This window comes from Kitasatospora sp. NPDC059648, from assembly GCF_042734825.1.
GTDB lineage: Bacteria > Actinomycetota > Actinomycetes > Streptomycetales > Streptomycetaceae > Kitasatospora.
Genome location: NZ_JBHWDU010000008.1, coordinates 1 through 20,067 on the forward strand (window position 1 = coordinate 1; position 20,067 = coordinate 20,067).

Here is a 20,067-nt window from a genome sequence, read left to right on the forward strand (position 1 = left end):
CCCCGCACCGGATCCGGTGCGGGGCCCCTTCCGTACGACCGCGGGCCGCTGCCTACTTCGGCACCTCGGCCACCGCGCGAAGGTCGCGGGTGTCGGCGGCGAGCTTGTCCACGTCGGGCTGGGTGCCGTCGTCGGAGCCCTTCAGCACCATGACCACGCTGCTCTTGTCGGCCCAGGCGCAGAGGGCGAGCTTGCTCTCGCCGTCCTCGGACGTGGCGCAGTCCATCTGGCCGCCCTTGGGGCCCGGGTCGACCGAGTGCCGGCCGGTGACCGTGGCGCCCGCGCCGGTGAAGCCGCTGAACATCTGGTCCAGCTCCTGCTTGGGCAGCAGCACCTTGCCGTAGACGCCCACCGCGATCAGCTGGGGGTTGGAGTCGGAGTCCTGGTAGACCCCGGCGACGCCGGTGGGCTTCCAGTTGCCGTCGCCCTGGCCGATCTTCGAGGTGAGCTCGTCCTGGATCTTCCCGGTGACCGCCGGGTCGTCGTTGGCCTTGAGGTCCTTGAAGGTCGCCGGGAAGGCGATCTTCTCGGTGCCGGCGTTGCTGGTGGTGTCCCAGACGAAGTAGCCCAGGGCTCCGCCGACGATCACCAGCACGGCGGCGATGGTGCCGAGCACGATCCACAGGGTCCTGCGGGACTTGCGCGGCGGCACCGGCGCGTACCCGCCGTAGCCGGGGTAGGTCCCGGGCGCCGCCTCCGCGTACCCCGGGTAGCCGCCGGCCTCGGGCGCGCCGGGCGCGGGGTAGCCGGGCGGCGGGGCCTGCGGCGGGACGGCGCCGTAGCCGGGGGCGGTCGGCGGCGTCGCCGGGTAGCCGGGCTGCGGCGGGGGCCCGTACGGGTTCTGATCGGACATGCGAGGCCCTTTCTGGGACGTCACGCGTGGATGCCGCCGGAAGCTCCGGCGGTGTGGTGGTGCTGCGGCATGCCCCGGGTGCGGGCCCGGGTTACCTGGCGACCTTCATGGCGTCGCGGACGGCGCGGGCCTTGTCCGCGGCCTGGGCGGGGGTGAGGGCGGCGCCGCCGCCTCCGGTGAGGCTGGTGTTGGTGAAGGTCACGCGGGCGTAGGTGGACTTGTCCGCCCAGATGCACACGGTGGACTGGGCCTTGCCGCCGAGCAGCGAGTAGACGCCGCAGGCGAGCCGGCCCGAGGAGCTGTGGCTGTCCTGGGCGGGGAAGTCGGCCAGCGGGGTGGACCAGCTGAGGCCCTCGCCGCCCTTCTTGGAGTCCTCGATGATCTGGTCGGGGCTGTTGATCGTCCCGTAGAAGCCGGCCACGGAGAGGCCGGTCGTCACGTCGCCGCCCTTGGAGTAGGTGGCGACCACGACGGTCAGGTTGCTGCCGTACTTGTCGGCGTCCTTGGCCTCCGGCGTGGAGGTGTCGACCGCCTCCTCCTTGGCCGTCTTCTGGGTGTAGCCGTCGGGGAGGGTCTGCGGCGTGGAGATCTTGTACGTGCCGCCCGAGTCGCTGCCGGCGAGGAACTTCCACGCGGCGAAACCGCCGCCGCCGAGCACCAGGGCGCCGATGACCAGGCCGATCACCAGGCCGCCCTTGCCCTTGCGCGGCGGCGCCGGGTAGCCCGGCTGGCCGTACGGGCCCTGCGGGGGCACGCCGTACTGGGGCTGGGGCGGGCCGTAGGGCTGCTGGGGCGGGTAGCCGTACTGGGGCTGCGGGGCGCCGTAGGGCTGCTGCGGCGGGGCGCCGTAAGGCTGGCCACCGTAGGGCTGTCCCTGTTGCGGATACTGCTGCTGTCCCTGGCCGTACATCAGTCCTCGTGCTCCCCCGCCGCGCCCGCGGCCGATCTGGTGGTGGTAGTTCCGTGCACGTCCGGTCACCCGGACGAGTGCCCGGGCACGCTACCGCACGGCGCCCGCCCCGGCGGTGTCCGGGCGGGGGGAGTCCGCGGACCGAAAGCGGTTCGTAACCAGCGCCCCCGGTTACGTAAACTGTGCGTCGTGACCGACACGACGAACCAGCGCCCCGTGAGCACCACCGGGGACGATGCGGCAACCCTCCCGACGACCTACACCCCCGCGGACGTAGAGGGCGAGCTGTACGAGCGCTGGGTAGAGCGTGGCTACTTCACCGCGGACGCGAAGAGCGACAAGCCCGCCTACACGATCGTGATCCCGCCGCCGAACGTCACCGGCGTCCTGCACCTGGGCCACGCGTTCCAGCACACGCTGATGGACGCGCTGACCCGCCGCAAGCGCATGCAGGGCTTCGAGACGCTCTGGCTGCCCGGTATGGACCACGCCGGCATCGCCACCCAGAACAAGGTCGAGCAGCAGCTCGCCGAGGCCGGGCTGTCCCGGCACGACCTGGGCCGCGAGGCCTTCGTCGAGAAGGTCTGGGAGTGGAAGAAGAGCTACGGCGGCCGCATCCTCGGCCAGATGCGCCGCCTCGGTGACGGCGTGGACTGGTCGCGCGAGCGCTTCACCATGGACGAGGGCCTGTCCCAGGCCGTCCAGACCATCTTCAAGCGCCTGTTCGACGACGGCCTGATCTACCGCGCCGAGCGCATCATCAACTGGTGCCCGCGCTGCCTCACCGCGCTGTCCGACATCGAGGTGGAGCACGAGGAGGTGCCCGGCGAGCTGGTCTCGATCCGCTACGGCGAGGGCGAGGACTCGATCGTCGTGGCCACCACCCGGGCCGAGACGATGCTGGGCGACACCGCGGTGGCGGTCCACCCGGAGGACGAGCGGTACAGGCACCTGGTCGGGCGGACCATCAAGCTGCCGCTGACCGACCGGGAGATCCCGGTCGTCGCGGACGAGCACGTCGACCCGGAGTTCGGCACCGGCGCCGTCAAGGTGACGCCCGCGCACGACCCGAACGACTTCGCCATCGGCCAGCGCCACGACCTGCCGAACCTGACCGTGATGGACGACCACGGCGCGATCACCGTGCACGGCCCCTTCCTCGGCATGGACCGGCTGGAGGCCCGCTCGGCCGTCGTCGGCGCACTGCGCGAGCAGGGCCGGATCGTCGCCGAGAAGCGCCCGTACATGCACGCCGTCGGCCACTGCTCGCGCTGCCACACCGTGGTCGAGCCGCGCCTGTCGCTGCAGTGGTGGGTCAAGGTCGAGCCGCTGGCCAAGGCCGCCGGCGACGCCGTCCGCGACGGCAAGGTCGAGATCCACCCGAAGGAGCTGGAGCGCCGCTACTTCGACTGGGTCGACAACATGTACGACTGGTGCATCTCGCGCCAGCTCTGGTGGGGCCACCGGATCCCGGTCTGGTACGGCCCCGAGGGCGAGGTCGTCTGCGTCGGACCGGACGAGCAGCCGCCGACCGGCGAGGGCTGGCACCAGGACCCGGACGTCCTGGACACCTGGTTCTCCTCCGGCCTGTGGCCGTTCTCCACGCTCGGCTGGCCGGAGAAGACCGCCGACCTGGAGAAGTTCTATCCGACCGACGTCCTGGTCACGGGCCACGACATCATCTTCTTCTGGGTCGCCCGGATGATGATGTTCAGTCTGTACGCGATGGACGGTCAGGCGCCTTTCAAGACCGTCGCCCTGACCGGTCTGGTGCGCGACGAGTTCGGCAAGAAGATGTCGAAGTCCTCCGGCACCGCCGTGGACCCGCTGGACTGGATGGACGCCTACGGCGCCGACGCCGTCCGCTTCACCCTGGCTGGCGGCGCCAACCCGGGCGCCGACGTGCCGATCGGCGAGGACTGGGTCAAGGGCTCGCGCAACTTCTGCAACAAGATCTGGAACGCGACCCGCTTCGCGCTGATGAACGGCGCCACCGTCGAGGGCCCGCTGCCCGCGCCGGAGGAGATGACCGCGGTCGACCGCTGGATCCTGTCGCGGCTGAACGCCACCGTCGCCAAGGCGGACGCGCTGTACGACGACTTCCAGTTCGCCAAGGTCTCGGACGCGCTGTACCACTTCGCCTGGGACGAGGTCTTCGACTGGTACGTCGAGCTCTCCAAGACCACCCTGGCCAAGGGCGGCCCGCAGGCCGACGCCTCGCGCCGGGTGCTGGGCGAGGTCCTGGACGTCACCCTGCGGCTGCTGCACCCGATCGTCCCGTTCGTCACCGAGGCCCTGTGGACGACGCTCACCGGCGCCGAGTCGCTGGTCGTCTCCGAGTGGCCGAAGGACAGCGGCTACCGTGACGCCGCCGCCGAATCGGAGATCGCCACGCTGCAGCAGGTGGTCACCGAGGTCCGCCGGTTCCGTTCGGACCAGGGCCTGCAGCCCGCGCAGCGCGTGCCGGCCCAGCTGGAGCTGGCCGGCACCGTGCTGGCCGTCCACGAGGACGCGATCCGCTCGCTGCTGCGGCTGACCGTGCCCGAGGAGGGCTTCGCGGCCACCGCCTCGCTGCCGGTCGCCGGTGCCACCGTCTCGCTGGACCTCTCCGGCACCATCGACGTCGCGGCGGAGCGCAAGCGCCTCGCCAAGGACCTCGCGGCCGCCGAGAAGGAGAAGGCCCAGACGACCGCCAAGCTCGGCAACGAGGCCTTCCTGGCCAAGGCGCCGGACGAGGTGGTCGCCAAGATCCGCGTCCGCCAGGAGGCCGCGGAGGCCGACATCGCCCGGATCACCGCCCAGCTCGCGGCCCTGCCGCAGGGCTGAGCCGGCCGTAGCCCGACGAAGGGCCGCACCCCGCGACGCGCGGGGTGCGGCCCTTCGGGCTTTCCGGCGCGCGTGCCCGGTGTGTCTTCTTCCCGCGGCCAATGGGGAAGCTGCTACGTCTAATAGAGCAGCAACATTGCTCCCTTCCGGCGAATATTCATCCTGGACCGGGTGAGGTCCTATTCCGAGCGAATTGATTCCGGTCTTGCCCGCGCGCGTTCGCGGAAGTTTCCAGGTCGGATGTGTACGGTGTGTTCGGAGTTTCCGAAGGCGTTTCTGCTGAGCTTTCTGCTGAGCGGCGGACGGGAGGGCATGGCGTGGTGGTGACCGAGGAGTTGGCCCAGGAACTGCCTGCCGAGGCGGTCGAGGAGGCCAAGGCCAGGGCGGCGACGCTGCTGCTCGCCTTCCGGCACGGGAACCAGCTCGCTTTCGACCACGAGCTGGACCTGCTGCTGGCGGAGAACGTCGAGCGGGAGGTGACCACCCTGCTCGCCTGGATCGCCGCCGAGGCCGTGCGCAAGGCGTACGCCCCGGAGGTCGGCGACCGGGTGCTGCGGGCGATGGCCCGCCGGGCCCCGCAGGACAGCGCGGCGGTCCAGGTGGACGAGGAGAGCGCGAACGCCGCCCAGCTGATCGAGGCGGTCGCGGGCGGCCGGGTGGCCGAGGTCCGAGGCCTGGTCGCCGCGACGGCGGACACCACCTACCTGCTCGGCGGCCTGCTGCAGGGCGTCGCGATGATGCTGCCGCTGCTGCCCGAGGGCGAACTGTCCGAGATCACAGCCGAGTTGCGCCGTCGGCACGGCGGCGCCGCGCACGTCCCGGAGGCCCGGGCCGGGGCCTGAGGCCCTTCCCGGGCGAAGCCGGGGCAAAGCGGCCGTTCCCGCCCCGGCACCCATCGTGTTCGCGCCATGACACTCACCCTGTGGGGCCGGGCCGCCACCGCTCCGTAGACTGTGGTCGTGAGCGACAAGGCCGACCCGAATCCGTACACCCTCCGCCCCGCCGACGGCGACACCGGCGACGCCCTGCGTGAGGTCGAACTCGAACTCTCCAAGCGCTGGCCGGAGAACAAGCTGGAGCCCTCGCTCGACCGGATCGAGGCGCTGATGGACATCCTGGGCCAGCCCCAGCGGGCCTTCCCGTCCATCCACATCACCGGCACCAACGGCAAGACCTCCACCGCCCGGATGGTCGAGCAGCTGCTCAACACCTTCGAGCTGCGCACCGGCCGCTACACCAGCCCGCACGTGGAGACCGTCACCGAGCGGATCAGCCTGGACGGCGCCCCGATCAGCCCCGAGCGCTTCGTCGAGGTCTACCGCGACATCGAGCCCTACGTGCAGATGGTCGACGCCGCCCAGCCGGTGCCGATGTCCTTCTTCGAGGTGCTCACCGGCATGGCCTACGCGGCCTTCGCCGACGCCCCGGTGGACGTCGCGGTGGTCGAGGTCGGCATGGGCGGTTCCTGGGACGCCACCAACGTCATCGACGCCGCCGTCGCCGTGATCACCCCGATCGGGCTGGACCACACCGACAAGCTCGGCGAGACCACCGGCGAGATCGCGGTCGAGAAGTCCGGGATCATCAAGTCCGGCGCCGTCGCCGTGGTCGCCCAGCAGCAGCTGGACGCCGCCCAGGCCATCCTGCGCCGGGCCGTCGAGGTGGACGCCACCGTCGCCCGCGAGGGCATGGAGTTCGGTGTGATCCGCCGCGAGCTCGCCATCGGCGGCCAGCTGGTGACGCTGCGCGGACTCGGCGGTGAGGAGTACGAGGACGTCTTCATCCCGCTGCACGGCGAGCACCAGGCGCACAACGCGGCGCTGGCACTGGCCGCGGTCGAGGCCTTCTTCGGCGTCGGCGCCGCCCGCGGCGGGCAGCTGGACGCCGACAAGGTCCGTCAGGCCTTCTCCGGCGTCTCCTCGCCGGGCCGCCTGGAGGTCGTCCGCCGCAGCCCCACGATCATCCTGGACGCCGCGCACAACCCGCACGGCGCCCGGGCCACCGTCGCCGCGATCTCCGAGTCCTTCGGCTTCACCCGCCTGGTCGGCGTGATCGGCACCTCGGGGGACAAGGACGTGGCCGGTGTGCTGGAGGCCTTCGAGCCGATCCTGGCCGAGGTCGTCATCACCCAGAACTCCACCCACCGCGCGATGGACGTGGACGCGCTCGCCGCCCTGGCCGTCGAGGTCTTCGGCGAGGACCGGGTCCAGGTCGAGCCCCGGCTCGACGACGCCATCGCCGCCGCCGTCACCCTCGCCGAGGAGGAGGGCGACCTCGGCGGTGCCGGGGTGCTGGTCACCGGTTCGGTCATCACGGTGGGCGAGGCCCGCCTGCTGCTCGGGAGGAAGTGACATGAGGACGCTCTGCTCCTCGACGCTGATCGGCGAGGCGTTGTTGATCATGTTCGCGGCGCTGGTCGCGATGCAGCTCTCCCACGTCTCGACCGCCACGGTGTGGATCGTCAGCGGCGTCGCGATGGCGCTGTGCGTCGCGCTCTGCGGCATGATCAACCGCCCCGGCGCGGTGCAGATCGGCTGGGCGCTGCAGATCGGTCTGATCGCCAGCGGCTTCGTGCTGCCGACGATGTTCGGCCTCGGCGTGGTCTTCGCCGGCCTGTGGTGGTGCTCGGTGCACTACGGCCGCAAGGTCGACGAGTTCAAGGCCGCCCGCGCGGCCGCCGAGGCCCGGGCCCAGGCCGCCTGACGGGCCGGCCGGTCGTCCGCCGGCACCGGCGCAACCGACCGGTCGTTCACGCAAGGTAACCTCTGCCCCATACCGCATGCCGTACCGAATACCCAGGAGACGCACCGTGTCCCAGCGCACTCTCGTCCTGCTTAAGCCCGACGCCGTCCGCCGCGGCCTGGCGGGCGAGATCATCAGCCGCATCGAGCGCAAGGCCGGCTGGCAGCTGACCGCCGTCGAGCTGCGCACCTTCGACCGGGAGACCCTGGAGCACCACTACGCCGAGCACGTCGGGCGCCCCTTCTACGAGCCGCTGCTGGAGTTCATGACCTCCGGCCCGTCGATCGCGATGATCGTCGAGGGCGAGGAGGTCGTGAAGGGCATCCGGATGCTGGCCGGCGCCACCAACCCGCTGGAGGCCGGCTCCGGCACCATCCGCGGCGACTACGCGACCATCACCCGCGAGAACCTGATCCACGCCTCCGACTCCCCGGAGTCCGCCGAGCGCGAGATCAAGATCTTCTTCCCCGCGCACGCCTGATCCCGCGGGCGGCGCGCCCGGTAGGACGTTCGTACCGCCCCGGTCGGGTCCATTGGCCCGGCCGGGGCATTCTTATCGTGAAATAGGGAACTGGGGAGGCCGACACGGCGTCCCAATCCTGGGAGAAGCGATCACGCTCCGGACAATGGACGTCATGCCCCACGTCGACGTCCGTACCGCGCGGCGTGACTACGATGGACGCGACTCAAGGGCCCGGTAAGGCAGCTCAGCTGGTCTCCGCCCAAGCGTGGGCGCGCGCATCCGTCCACCCCCATGAACTCCGAGCCCGGGAAGGCACCCACACCCCATGGCGAGCAACCTGTCGTTCATCGGCCGCGACTTGGCGATCGACCTCGGAACAGCCAACACGCTGGTGTACGTCAGGGGCAAGGGGATCGTCCTCAACGAGCCGTCCGTCGTCGCGGTCAACACCAACACCGGCGGCATCCTGGCGGTCGGCGCCGAGGCCAAGAAGATGATCGGCCGCACCCCCGGCAACATCGTCGCCATCCGCCCGCTCAAGGACGGCGTGATCGCCGACTTCGAGATCACCGAGCGGATGCTGCGCTACTTCATCCTCAAGATCCACCGGCGCCGCTACCTCGCCCGCCCGCGCGTCGTGGTCTGCGTGCCCTCCGGCATCACCGGCGTCGAGCGCCGCGCCGTCATCGAGGCCTCCTCGCAGGCCGGCGCCCGCCAGGTGCACATCATCGAGGAGCCGATGGCCGCCGCGATCGGCGCCGGACTGCCCGTCCACGAGGCCACCGGCAACATGGTCGTCGACATCGGCGGCGGCACCACCGAGGTCGCCGTCATCTCCCTCGGCGGCATCGTCACCGCCCAGTCCATCCGGGTGGCCGGCGACGAGCTGGACAACGCGATCGTCCAGCACATCAAGAAGGAGTACTCCCTCCTCCTCGGCGAGCGCAGCGCCGAGCAGATCAAGATGAGCATCGGCAGCGCCTACGGCCTTGAGGGCGAGAAGGACGAGCACGCCGAGATCCGCGGCCGCGACCTGGTCAGCGGCCTGCCCAAGACCGTGGTCATCTCCGCCGCCGAGGTCCGCGCCGCCATCGACGAGCCGGTCAACTCGATCATCGACGCCGTCAAGACCACCCTCGACCAGTGCCCGCCCGAGCTGGCCGGCGACGTCATGGACCGCGGCATCGTGCTCACCGGCGGCGGCGCCCTGCTGCGCGGCCTGGACGAGCGGCTTCGCCGCGAGACCGGCATGCCGATCCACATCGCCGAGAACCCGCTCGACTCCGTCGCACTCGGCTCCGGCAAGTGCGTCGAGGAGTTCGAGGCGCTCCAGCAGGTACTGGACGCCTCGCCGCGCCGTTAGCACCACAGCGAAGATTCCGACACTCAACTGAACGGGCTGCCGCCCGGGCCCCACGGCCCCGGGCGGCAGCCAGGTACGAAGGGGCAGTACCAGCACCGTGAGGGACACACGAGAGAGCCGGCTGCTGCTCATCCTGCTGGTGGCCGTCGCCTTCGCGCTGATCACCGTGGACATCAAGGGCGGTGAGGACTCCCCGCTCGGCCCGGCCCGGCACGCGGCCGCCGGCGTCCTCGGCCCGGTCGAACGCGGCGCCGCCACCCTGGTGGACCCGGTCGCGAACACCGTCCGAGCCTTCCGCGACGCCGCCACCGACAGCGGCCGCGCCGACCAGCTCGCCCGCGAGAACACCGAACTGCGGCAGAAGCTCGCCTCCTCCGACATGGCCACCGGGCGCACCAAGCAGCTGGACGACCTGCTGCGCACCGCCGGCGCCGGCGGATACACCGTCAAGGCCGCCCAGGTCATCGCGATCGGGCCGGCCCAGGGCTTCTCCTGGACCATCACCATCGACGCCGGCGGCGACGACGGCCTCACCCGCGACATGACGGTCATCAACGGCCAGGGCCTGGTCGGCCGGGTCACCACCGTCGCTCCGACCACCGCCACCGTGCTGCTCGCCTCCGACCCCGGCTTCTCGGCCGGCACCCGACTGGAGGGCAGCGGCGAGATCGGCTTCGCCTCCGGCGGCGGCGACAGCCCGATGAAGGTCTCCCTGCTCAACGGCAAGGCCCAGGTGAAGAACGGCGACCGGCTGGTCACCTTCGGGTCGCAGAGCGGCCGCCCCTTCGTGCCCGGCGTCCCGGTCGGCAAGGTCGTCGAGGTCCAGGCCAACGCCGGCCAGCTGACCAAGACCGTCCTGGTCGAGCCCTTCGTCCAGTTCACCCGGCTCGACCTGGTCGGCGTGGTGGTCGTGCCGCCGCGCACCGACCCGCGCGACGCCGTGCTGCCGCCCGCCCCCACCCCGGGGCAGAGCCAGGCCCCCGCCCAGCCGCAGGCCACCGCGCCCGCCGCCCCGCCCGCCAAGCCCAATGGGGGGAACTGAGCCATGCGCCTCGCCCGCATCCCCGTCGCCGCCGCGCTGGTCCTGCTCGGCCTGATCCTCCAGGTCAGCGTCTTCGGCCGGCTCCAGCTCCCGGGAGCCACCCCGGACATACTGCTGCTCATCGTGGTTGGCCTGGCCATGGTCTACGGACCGACCGGCGGCTGCCTGGTCGGCTTCGCCGGCGGCCTGCTGGCCGACCTCGCACCGCCCTCCGACCACGCGATCGGCCGCTACGCCCTGGTGCTCTGCCTGATGGGCTACGCCGCCGGGCTGCTGCGCCCCGAGCACGGCCGCCAGCGCTCCGTCTCCAGCGCGCTGATGGTGGTCGGCGCCGCGGCGATCGCCTCCACCCTGCTGTACGCGATGGTCGGCGCCCTGGTCGGCGACACCGCGGCCCGGCACGTCGGCCTCGGCGGCCTGGTGATCAGCGCCCTGCTGTACGACCTGCTGCTGGCGCCGTTCGTGGTGCCGCTGGTGATGCTGCTCGGCCGCCGCTTCGGGCGCGACCCGGTGGCCGCCAGCGACGACGACCAGAGCGGCCCCGGACTGGGCACGCTGGCCCGCTACCGCACCACCCGCGAGGTCTCGGCCGGCCCGTCCTACAAGAAGCGGCGCATCCCCGGCTTCGCCCGGCGCCCGTAACGGCCCGTCCAGCCCCCGACCTCCTGATCCTCCCGCATCCCTGGAGCGCACGAGACGTGAGCAACATCCCCGAGACCGGCCGCACCCGGCGGGTGACGATCCGTCTGGTGGTGCTGCAGATCCTGGTGCTGTCGCTGCTCGCCACCCTCGGCGGACGGCTGTGGTACCTGCAGATCCGCAACGCCAAGGAGTACACCGCCAAGGCGACCGGCAACCACATCCGCGAGGTGGTCGAACCGGCCGTCCGCGGCGAGATCCTGGATGCCTCCGGGCGGGTCCTGGCCGGCAACGAGACCCGGCTGGTGGTCTCCGTGAGCCGCACCTCGCTGCTCCAGCAGAAGGACGGCGGCAAGGCGGTGCTGGGCCGGCTGGCCGAGGTGCTCGGGATGCCCGCCAAGGACGTCCAGGAGAAGGTCCGGCTCTGCGACGCCAAGACGCCGCAGCCGTGCTGGAACGGCTCGCCGTACCAGCCGATCCCGGTCACCAAGGAGGCGACCACCCAGCAGGCGATGCAGATGATGGAGCGCCGCGAGGACTTCCCCGGGGTCACCGCGCAGCCCACCGCCGTGCGCCACTACACCGGCGCCGAGGGCGCCAACATGGCCCAGGTGCTCGGCTACCTCTCGCCGGTCACCGACGAGGAGGTCAGCAGGACCGCCGACAAGAGCGGCCTGGACCGCTACCTGCCGGCCGACCAGATCGGCCGGGCCGGCCTGGAGTCGGTGTACGACCGCGACCTGCGCGGCACGGCCGGCATCACCAAGCTGGAGGTGGACAACCTCGGCCGGGTGATCGGCACCGCCGGCGCCGTCGCCCCGCAGACCGGCAACAACCTGGTCACCAGCATCGACGCCCGGGTGCAGAAGGTCGTCGAGGACAACCTGGCGCAGGCCATGGCCGACGCCCGGAAGACCTTCGACAAGGTCACCAACCGCAACTACGAGGCCGACTCCGGCGCAGCCGTCGTGATGGACGTGCACACCGGCCGGATCATCGCGATGGCCAGCGCCCCGACCTACGACCCCAACCTGTGGGTGGGCGGCATCAGCGGCAAGGACTACCAGGCGCTGACCAGCAAGGACTCCAACTTCCCGCTGCTCAACCGGGCCATACAGGGTCAGTCCGCCCCCGGCTCGACCTTCAAGGTCGTCTCCACCACCGCCGCCGTGCAGGCCGGCTACTCGCTGGACGGCACCTACCCGTGCCCGAAGGCCATGACCATCGGCGGCCGCGAGTTCAAGAACTTCGAGAGCGAGAGCTTCGGTTCCATCTCCCTGGAGAAGGCGCTGGAGGTCTCCTGCGACACCGTCTTCTACGGCCTGGCGTACGACCAGTGGATGAAGGACGGCGGCATCAAGCCGAAGAAGGACCCGGCCGACTGGTTCTTCAAGACCGCCCATGAGTTCGGCCTCGGCGCCAAGACCGGTATCGACCTGCCCTCCGAGGTCCCCGGCCGGGTGCCGGACCGGCAGTGGAAGCAGTCCTTCTACGACAACAACAAGGACGCCTGGTGCGCGCAGGCGCAGAAGGGCGGCAACAGCTTCTCCGACCAGATCGCCAAGGAGAACTGCGTCGACGGCTACCAGATGCGCGCCGGTGACGCCGTCAACTACGCGATCGGCCAGGGCGACACCCTCGTCACCCCGATCCAGATGGCCCGGATCTACTCGGCGCTGGCCAACGGCGGCACCTTCTACCGGCCGACCATCGCCAAGGCCGTGATAAGCCCGAGCGGGGACCTCGTCCGCGAGATCGCCCCGCAGGCGGACGCCAAGTTCCCCGGCGACCAGAAGCTGCTCAGCTACATCGACCAGGCCACCGCGGGCGTCATCACCAGCGGTACCGCCGCCTGGAAGTTCAACGGCTGGCCGCAGGACAAGATCGCGCTGCACGCCAAGACCGGCACCGCCGAGGTCGAGGGCAAGCAGACCACCTCCTGGCTGGACACGTACAGCAAGGACTACGCGGTCATCATGACGATCAGTCAGGGCGGCACCGGCTCCGGCGGCTCCGGCGACGCCATCCGCCGGATCTACCAGGCGCTGTACGGCGTGGACGACAAGGGCAACATCGACAACGGCAAGGCGCTGCTGCCGACGCCGCAGGGCGACCTGCCGAAGTTCAACCCGGACGGCACCGCGATCATCAAGCCGGCCGCGTACACCGTCGACCCGGCGCAGGGCTCCGTCTCCCCGGCTCCGGCCTCGCTCGCTCCGGCCCTGCCGGACGCCCCCCCGGCGCAGGCGGGCGCGGTCACGGCGGCGGGCTACGACCCCTCGGCGACCTTCCTCGATCCGGCACCGCCGGCCGGCAGCTCCGCCTCCTACACCGCCGCCGACGCGGCGCTCGAACCGGCCGGCCGCCAGGGAAGGGGACGGGCATGAGCTCCTACGGCTCGTACCGACAGCTGCGGCTGACCCCCCAGCGCAGCGGGGTCTCCAAGGCCCTGGCCAAGGACTCCCCGATCTGGCGGCTGGACTGGATACTGCTGCTGGCCGGACTGGCCCTGTCGGCCGGCAGCTCGCTGCTGGTGTGGTCGGCCACCCGCGGGCGGGACAACCTCACCCACGGGGATCCGCAGTACTTCCTCTACCGGCACCTGACGAACTTCGTCATCGGCCTGGTGCTGTGCGCCCTGGTGATAGGGATAGGAGCCCGGCGGTTCCGCACCCTGGTGCCCTTCGTCTACGTCGGCGTGATCCTGCTGCTGCTGGCGACGCTCAGCCCGATCGGCTCGACCGTCAACGGCGCCCACTCGTGGATCCAGCTCGGCGGCGGCTTCTCCGTCCAGCCGGCCGAGTTCGCGAAGATCGCCATCCTGCTGGCGATGGCCGTCGTGCTGTCGGACCAGGTCGACGCGGGGGAGCGGGAGTTCCCCTCGCACCGGTCGGTGTTCCGGGGCCTGCTCTGGGCCTGCGTGCCGATGGGCCTGGTCCTGCTGATGCCGGACGCCGGGTCGGTCATGGTGATGTCCGCGATCGTGCTGGGGATCCTGCTCGGCTCCGGCGCCGCCAACCGCTGGGTGCTCGGCATCCTCGCGCTCGGCGTCGGCGGCAGCATCGCGATCTGGAAGCTCGGGCTGCTGAGCCAGTACCAGATCGACCGCTTCGCCGCCTTCGCCAACCCCCAGCTCGACCCCAACGGCGTCGGCTACAACACCGCGCAGGCCCGCATCGCGATCGGCTCGGGCGGGCTGACGGGCAAGGGGCTGTTCCACGGCACCCAGACCGTCGGGCAGTTCGTGCCGGAGCAGCAGACCGACTTCGTGTTCACCGTCGCCGGTGAGGAACTCGGCTTCGTCGGGGCGCTCGCCATAATCGCGCTGGTCGGCGTGATCCTGTGGCGCGCCTGCCGGATCGCCCGCCAGGCGACCGACCTGTACGGGACGATCGTGGCGGCCGGGATCATCGCCTGGTTCTCCTTCCAGGCCTTCGAGAACATAGGGATGTGCCTGGGCATCATGCCGGTCGCCGGCATCCCGCTGCCCTTCGTCTCCTACGGCGGCTCGTCGATGTTCGCGGTCTGGGTCGGCATCGGGCTGCTCCAGGCGGTGCGCAGCCAACGGCCGATAGCGGCCTGAGCGTTCGACGGCAGAGGGCCGGTCCGGGCTACTCCCGGACCGGCCCTTTTCTCTGCCACTTCGATGAGTTGACGGAGCGTCAGGTCGACTGCAGCAGGCAGTCGGCGGCGGTGAGGGCCGCCCGGGTCTGGTGGGCCAGCTGCTCCTGGACCGGGACCCAGCGGGCGCCGAAACGGCTGCGCAGCCGGTCCAGGCTGTCCGCCACCACGGCGCGGGCGCGCTCGCGGGCGGCCTCGGCGGCCGGGCCGCGGGCGTCGGCGAGCAGCCGCAGCAGGACTGAGGCGACCCGCAGCGGCAGCCGGGCCGCGACCAGTCCGGCGGTGGTCGCCCGCGCGGTGCTCAGCGGCCCCGTGCACCACAGCTCCAGCCACTCGGCGGCCACCCGCGGGGCCACCGCCAGGTTGAACTCGGCGGTGCGCGCCAGCGGACCGTACGCCTCCCGGGCCTGCGCCGGGACGCGGGCGAGCAGGGCGGTGAGCTCCTCGGCGAGGGCGGTGAGCTCGCGGGCCGCGTCGCCGACGGCCTGCGGCCCGGCCGGGTGGGCGCGGGCGTCGCCGACCGCGTCCACCGCCCACATCGGGACCTCCAGGACGGCGGTCACCGCGCCGTACCGGGCCGCGTAGGCCCAGGTGGAGAGCTCGGGCTCGTCCGGCAGCGCCCGCGGGGTGCCCGGGCCGCCGGGCGCCGGCATCAGATAGGTGCCGGGGGCCGGGCTGGTCCAGCCGACGGCGTCGTAGGAGTCCACGTCGAGCGGGATGCCGGCCCGGTCGGCGGAGCGGGCGAAGCGTTCGGCCAGGCCGCGGACCGGGCCGGTCAGCTGGACGAAGGCGCCGCCGAAGTCCACCCCGTGCAGCGAGCACTGGAGGAAGGGGCGAAGCTCGTCGATCAGTCCGGTCAGCGCCACGCTCTCCGGCATCGGCGGGCGGCCGGAGCCGGGGGCGGGCAGCAGCTCGGGCTGCTCCTCGAAGGCGGGGCGGAAGAAGTGCTCGTAGTGGCGGCGCATGGTGAGCGGTCCGTCCAGCCAGCCCGCGTTGAGCGCGGCGCCGTCCGGGTCCAGGCACAGCAGCAGGTGCCAGGACAGGCCGGGCCGGGCGGAGCGCTCCAGCAGCACCTCGGCGAGCCGGACGGCGGCGGCGGTGCCGATCGGCTCGTTCGGGTGCGGGCCGCCGACCACCAGCACGGCGCGCGGCCCTCGGTCGACCGAGAGCAGGAGCAGGGGGCGTCCGGCCCGGGAGCGGCCCACCTCGCGCAGCCGGCAGCGGTCCGGGTGGCGCAGGGCGAGCCGCCGGGCCGCGCACTCGGCCTGGGCCGGGGTGGGGTAGCGGGCAGGCCGGGCGTCGAGGGTCCGCGGGGACAGGGGCCGGACCCGCCGACCGGTGTCGGTCATGGTTCTCCTTGCGACCGGCCCCACGGCCGCCGGGGCGCGGGCGTGCTGCGCCGCCGACCGCGGCCTGCGGGCCGGGGACGGGCTCTGCGGGGCCGGGGGCAGCGGCCTCGCGGGGGACGGGGGAGGGCGTGCTGGGGCGAGCGGGCCGCCGGGGGAGTCGGCGTTGGCCGAGCGTACGACCCAACTCCCGTCTCGGGAAGAGGTGCAGGGCCTTGGACAGGGCCCTGTCAGTACCGCACGGGCCGTCCGGGCGTGTCAACGGCGGACGGCGCCGGGCGGTGGGCGCGCACCGCGCGTGCCAGGGCGGTCACCGGCGGAGACGGGCCGCACCGGAGCGTGCGGTGGCCGCCTCCGGCGCAGACGGGTCGATCCCCGGATTGGGCTACCCTTGAGGGTCACCCCTCCCGTGCCGGCTCGCGGCACCGAATCACGTCGTAAGGGTTCCTAGTACATGACTGTCGAATCGGTCTTCCCACGCCTGGAGGCACTCCTCCCGCACGTCCAGAAGCCGATCCAGTACGTCGGCGGCGAGCTCAATTCGACCGTCAAGGACTGGGACGCCTGCGACGTCCGCTGGGCGCTGATGTACCCCGACGCCTACGAGGTCGGGCTGCCCAACCAGGGCGTCATGATCCTCTACGAGGTGCTGAACGAGCGCGAGGGCGTGCTGGCCGAGCGCACCTACAGCGTCTGGCCGGACCTCGAAGCGCTGATGCGCGAGCACCGCGTCCCGCAGTTCACGGTGGACGCCCACCGGCCGGTGAAGGCCTTCGACGTGTTCGGGCTGTCCTTCTCCACCGAGCTCGGCTACACCAACATGCTGACCGCGCTCGACCTGGCCGGCATCCCGCTGGAGGCCAGGGACCGCACCGACGAGGACCCGATCGTCCTCGCCGGCGGCCACGCGGCCTTCAACCCGGAGCCGATCGCGGACTTCCTGGACTGCGCGGTGATCGGCGACGGCGAGCAGGCCGTGCTCGACATCACGGAGATCGTCCGCGCCTGGAAGGCCGAGGGCCGGCCGGGCGGCCGCGACGAGCTGCTGCTGCGCCTGGCCCGCACCGGCGGGGTGTACGTGCCCAAGTTCTACGACGTGGAGTACCTGGCCGACGGCCGGATCGGCCGCGTCGTGCCGAACGCCCCGGGTGTGCCGTGGCGGGTGTCCAAGCACACGGTGATGGACCTCGACGAGTGGCCGTACCCGAAGCAGCCGCTCGTCCCGCTGGCGGAGACGGTGCACGAGCGGATGTCCGTCGAGATCTTCCGCGGCTGCACCCGCGGCTGCCGCTTCTGCCAGGCCGGCATGATCACGCGCCCCGTGCGGGAGCGAAGCATCACCGGCATCGGCGAGATGGTCGAGCGCGGGCTCAAGGCGACCGGCTTCGAGGAGGTCGGCCTGCTGTCGCTGTCCAGCGCCGACCACACCGAGATCGGCGACATCGCCAAGGGTCTGGCGGACCGCTACACCGAGGACAAGATCGGCCTGTCGCTGCCGTCCACCCGCGTCGACGCCTTCAACATCGACCTCGCCAACGAGCTGTCCCGCAACGGGCGCCGCTCCGGGCTCACCTTCGCCCCCGAGGGCGGCAGCGAGCGCATGCGCAAGGTGATCAACAAGATGGTGTCGGAGGAGGACCTGATCCGCACCGTCGCCACCGCCTACGGCAACGGCTGGCGCCAGGTGAAGCTGTACTTCATGTGCGGCCTGCCCACCGAGACCGACGAGGACGTGCTCCAGATCGGCGAGATGGCGAAGAACGTCATCCAGAAGGGCCGAGAGGTCACCGGCCAGAACGACATCCGCTGCACCGTCTCCATCGGCGGGTTCGTGCCCAAGCCGCACACCCCGTTCCAGTGGGCCCCGCAGCTGTCCGCCGAGGCCACCGACGCCCGCCTGGCCAAGCTGCGCGACTCGATCCGCGGCGACCGCAAGTACGGCAAGAACATCGGCTACCGCTACCACGACGGCAAGCCGGGCATCGTCGAGGGCCTGCTCTCCCGCGGTGACCGCCGCGTCGGCGCGGTCATCCGCGCGGTCTACGAGGACGGCGGCCGCTTCGACGGCTGGCGCGAGTACTTCTCGTACGACCGCTGGATGGCCTCCGCCGAGAAGGGCCTGGCCGGCACCGGCGTCGACGTCGACTGGTACACCACCCGCGAGCGCTCCTACGAGGAGGTGCTGCCCTGGGACCACCTGGACAGCGGCCTCGACAAGGACTGGCTGTGGGAGGACTGGCAGGACGCCCTGGAGGAGGTCGAGGTCGACGACTGCCGCTGGACGCCGTGCTTCGACTGCGGCGTGTGCCCCCAGATGCAGACGGCTATACAAATCGGCCCTACGGGCAAGAAGCTGCTTCCGCTGACTGTAGTCAACGGCGCTGACCAGCAAAAGTAGGTGGCGACGACGTGAGTGACACGGTGAGCGATCTGTGTGACTTACTTCACGGCCTCCCGGAGCGTGAGCGGGAACTCGTCCTAGGCGCACTCGGCATGATGCGCGCCCGGGGCGGGTCCGCCGCCCCCTCCGGGGAGGCCAGGCAAGGCGGCCGGAGGACCCCTCTGCCCGCCGCCCGGAGTGCCCCGGGTATCGAGTCCTCGATCGAGTGGGTCTGACCCCTTGAGCGACGCATGGAGCCCTCCCCGATCCGATCGGGGAGGGCTCCTGTGTTGTGCGGTCCGGGCGGCCGGGAGGTGCCGCTCTACGGACTGACTGCAGGGCTTGACCGTCGCTGCGCCGGATCACGTGTCGGCATTGAGCGCTTCTCGCGCCGCCTGCTGGAAGATCCGTCCGGGTCCCCTCTTCCCTGCTACAGCGGCCATGTAGCGATCATCGAAGTCGGGTAGATGGCCGTGCCCTACCTCGCGGGCCGCTTCGTGCCATGCGATTGCTGCCTGGTCCAGCGCGTACATGGCGCGGCGGAGGACTTCGGCCGCCTCTGCTACGGGACCTGGCCCCACGACCGCAACGGTGGAGACCGCTGCGCTGAATGGAACCCAAGCTGCATGCGCCTCAGCAACCTCTGAGTCCCACTGATCCGGGGTGGTGCCGTTCGTGCGGAGCCGGTCCGCGACCCGCCACCAGCGAGCCGACAACTGCTTCGACGCACTGATGCAGGCGCTGTACGCCTCTCGGCGCACCTCCTCCAGCCGGTGTCGCTGATCTATGCGTTGCTGGCGCTCCTGATATCGGGCCTGGCCGATGACGGTGAGCCACCCACCCCCGGCGCCACCGAGCATGCCGATGGCCGCTCCGACCACGGCCGCTATCCCTGAATCCATGCCAGTGAGGTGCCCGCTGATCTCCGACACAACCACCGGTGGTCGCCTCGGCTCGGAGGGCCCGCACTGTCCCACCAATGAGTGAAGGCTGATGCCTTCAGCTACCGCTGATGAGTGACAGGTGGGCGGCGGCTGACTTTGACAGACTCTCCAGGATGGCCTTGCCCTTCTCGGCGGTGCCGAGTGAGGGGCGGCCGATGATGCCGTTCTGGGTGTAGCCGGCCATGCCCAGGGCGAGGAGGTGGGGGCGCTCCGGGGCGTCGTGGTCGTCCTGGTCGATGCCTTCGCGGATGAGCTCCGGGGCGCCGTGGAGGAGGAGCGACACCTCCAGTTCGCCGCCGTGCATGTCCTCGGAGCCTGAGCTCTCCAGAGCGGCGGCTTCGCGCGCCCGGTGCCAGTCCTCGCGGACGGGGAAGAGGGCGACGCGGGGGCCCTCGGTGTTGGCCTCCTGGACCACGTTCGAGAGGACGTAGTTCCCGCCGTGGCCGTTCACGATGAGCAGGCCGGGGACGCCGGAGGCCTGGAGGGACTTCCGGACGTCGTTGATCACGGCGTAGAGCGTGCCGGCGCTGATGCTGACGGTGCCTGGCATGTGGGCGTGCTCGTGGGAGCACGACACGGTGATGGGCGGCAGGAGGAACAGGTCGTAGTCGGTGGCGATTCGTTGGGCGATCAGGCTGGCGACGACGGTGTCGGTGGTCAGGGGCAGGTGATCGCCGTGCTGTTCGAAGCTGCCGACCGGCAGTACGGCGATCTTCGCGCCGCGCTGGCGTTCGTCTGCGGAGGTGGCGGCCGTGATCAGAGCGTCCATGGACTCAGCCTCTCTCATCAGGTCGTCAGCGGTCGAGAGGGTCCATTGGGTTGTCGTGGGGCGGACCCAAGGGCTGCTTGGTGGTCCGCCTAAAGCTGAACACGACCGCCCGCGCTGGCAGCAGCCGCTCGTGGAGGTCGGCGACCACGCAGGTGTCAACTTCGAGGAC

General features: G+C 71.4%; 16 protein-coding genes. 11 read left to right on the forward strand and 5 right to left on the reverse strand.

Annotated features, from left to right (window positions below; translation table 11 throughout):
- Window positions 1-52 precede the first annotated feature (52 nt).
- Both ACFV1W_RS07400 and ACFV1W_RS07405 read right to left on the reverse strand, forming a co-directional pair.
- Window positions 53-853, reverse strand: a complete 801-nt coding sequence (locus ACFV1W_RS07400; protein WP_380413981.1) for a hypothetical protein — start codon at window positions 851-853, stop codon at window positions 53-55.
- Window positions 854-944: 91 nt separating this feature from the next.
- Window positions 945-1,763: a hypothetical protein gene (locus ACFV1W_RS07405; protein WP_380413983.1), complete on the reverse strand. Its 819-nt coding sequence runs from the start codon at window positions 1,761-1,763 to the stop codon at window positions 945-947.
- Window positions 1,764-1,952: 189 nt separating this feature from the next.
- Between ACFV1W_RS07405 and ACFV1W_RS07410 the strand changes: the two genes are divergently transcribed.
- The 10 genes from ACFV1W_RS07410 to rodA all read left to right on the forward strand — a co-directional run bounded on the left by ACFV1W_RS07410 (window position 1,953) and on the right by rodA (window position 14,421).
- Window positions 1,953-4,589 (forward strand): valine--tRNA ligase, encoded by a 2,637-nt coding sequence (locus tag ACFV1W_RS07410; RefSeq protein WP_380413985.1) that lies wholly within the window; start codon window positions 1,953-1,955, stop codon window positions 4,587-4,589.
- Window positions 4,590-4,906: 317 nt separating this feature from the next.
- Window positions 4,907-5,431: a hypothetical protein gene (locus ACFV1W_RS07415; RefSeq protein WP_380413987.1), complete on the forward strand. Its 525-nt coding sequence runs from the start codon at window positions 4,907-4,909 to the stop codon at window positions 5,429-5,431.
- A 117-nt stretch (window positions 5,432-5,548) separates the two neighbouring features.
- Entirely contained in the window at window positions 5,549-6,940 is a 1,392-nt protein-coding gene (locus ACFV1W_RS07420) for a bifunctional folylpolyglutamate synthase/dihydrofolate synthase (protein ID WP_380413989.1), read from the forward strand.
- 1 nt (window position 6,941) lies between these two features.
- The gene (locus tag ACFV1W_RS07425; RefSeq protein ID WP_380413991.1) at window positions 6,942-7,292 is read left to right on the forward strand and encodes a DUF4233 domain-containing protein; all 351 of its coding nucleotides are present in this window, start codon (window positions 6,942-6,944) and stop codon (window positions 7,290-7,292) included.
- Window positions 7,293-7,398: 106 nt separating this feature from the next.
- On the forward strand, window positions 7,399-7,812 hold the full coding sequence (gene ndk, locus ACFV1W_RS07430; RefSeq protein WP_030283775.1) for a nucleoside-diphosphate kinase: 414 nt from the start codon (window positions 7,399-7,401) through the stop codon (window positions 7,810-7,812).
- Between the two features lie 319 nt (window positions 7,813-8,131).
- The gene (locus ACFV1W_RS07435; protein WP_030283777.1) at window positions 8,132-9,157 is read left to right on the forward strand and encodes a rod shape-determining protein; all 1,026 of its coding nucleotides are present in this window, start codon (window positions 8,132-8,134) and stop codon (window positions 9,155-9,157) included.
- A gap of 97 nt (window positions 9,158-9,254) precedes the next feature.
- On the forward strand, window positions 9,255-10,199 hold the full coding sequence (gene mreC / locus ACFV1W_RS07440) for a rod shape-determining protein MreC (protein WP_380413993.1): 945 nt from the start codon (window positions 9,255-9,257) through the stop codon (window positions 10,197-10,199).
- A 3-nt stretch (window positions 10,200-10,202) separates the two neighbouring features.
- Window positions 10,203-10,841, forward strand: coding sequence for a rod shape-determining protein MreD (gene mreD / locus ACFV1W_RS07445; RefSeq protein WP_380413995.1), 639 nt, complete (start codon window positions 10,203-10,205; stop codon window positions 10,839-10,841).
- A 56-nt stretch (window positions 10,842-10,897) separates the two neighbouring features.
- The gene (mrdA, locus tag ACFV1W_RS07450; protein ID WP_380413997.1) at window positions 10,898-13,225 is read left to right on the forward strand and encodes a penicillin-binding protein 2; all 2,328 of its coding nucleotides are present in this window, start codon (window positions 10,898-10,900) and stop codon (window positions 13,223-13,225) included.
- Window positions 13,222-14,421: a rod shape-determining protein RodA gene (rodA, locus tag ACFV1W_RS07455; protein WP_380413999.1), complete on the forward strand. Its 1,200-nt coding sequence runs from the start codon at window positions 13,222-13,224 to the stop codon at window positions 14,419-14,421. The genes mrdA and rodA overlap by 4 nt, the downstream gene beginning before the upstream one ends.
- 79 nt (window positions 14,422-14,500) lie before the next feature.
- Here the strand turns inward: rodA and ACFV1W_RS07460 are convergent, their stop codons facing one another.
- A complete protein-coding gene (locus ACFV1W_RS07460) occupies window positions 14,501-15,808 on the reverse strand; it encodes a M14 family zinc carboxypeptidase (RefSeq protein WP_380414000.1) in 1,308 nt (435 codons plus the stop codon).
- Window positions 15,809-16,259: 451 nt separating this feature from the next.
- On the opposite strand from ACFV1W_RS07460, the gene ACFV1W_RS07465 reads away from it, so the two are divergent.
- Complete coding sequence (locus ACFV1W_RS07465) at window positions 16,260-18,203, forward strand: TIGR03960 family B12-binding radical SAM protein (protein WP_380414002.1); 1,944 nt, start codon at window positions 16,260-16,262, stop codon at window positions 18,201-18,203.
- Between the two features lie 344 nt (window positions 18,204-18,547).
- Here the strand turns inward: ACFV1W_RS07465 and ACFV1W_RS07470 are convergent, their stop codons facing one another.
- Both ACFV1W_RS07470 and ACFV1W_RS07475 read right to left on the reverse strand, forming a co-directional pair.
- Complete coding sequence (locus tag ACFV1W_RS07470) at window positions 18,548-19,117, reverse strand: hypothetical protein (RefSeq protein ID WP_380414003.1); 570 nt, start codon at window positions 19,115-19,117, stop codon at window positions 18,548-18,550.
- A gap of 67 nt (window positions 19,118-19,184) precedes the next feature.
- Window positions 19,185-19,898: a creatininase family protein gene (locus tag ACFV1W_RS07475; RefSeq protein WP_380414005.1), complete on the reverse strand. Its 714-nt coding sequence runs from the start codon at window positions 19,896-19,898 to the stop codon at window positions 19,185-19,187.
- Between the last annotated feature and the right edge of the window lie 169 nt (window positions 19,899-20,067).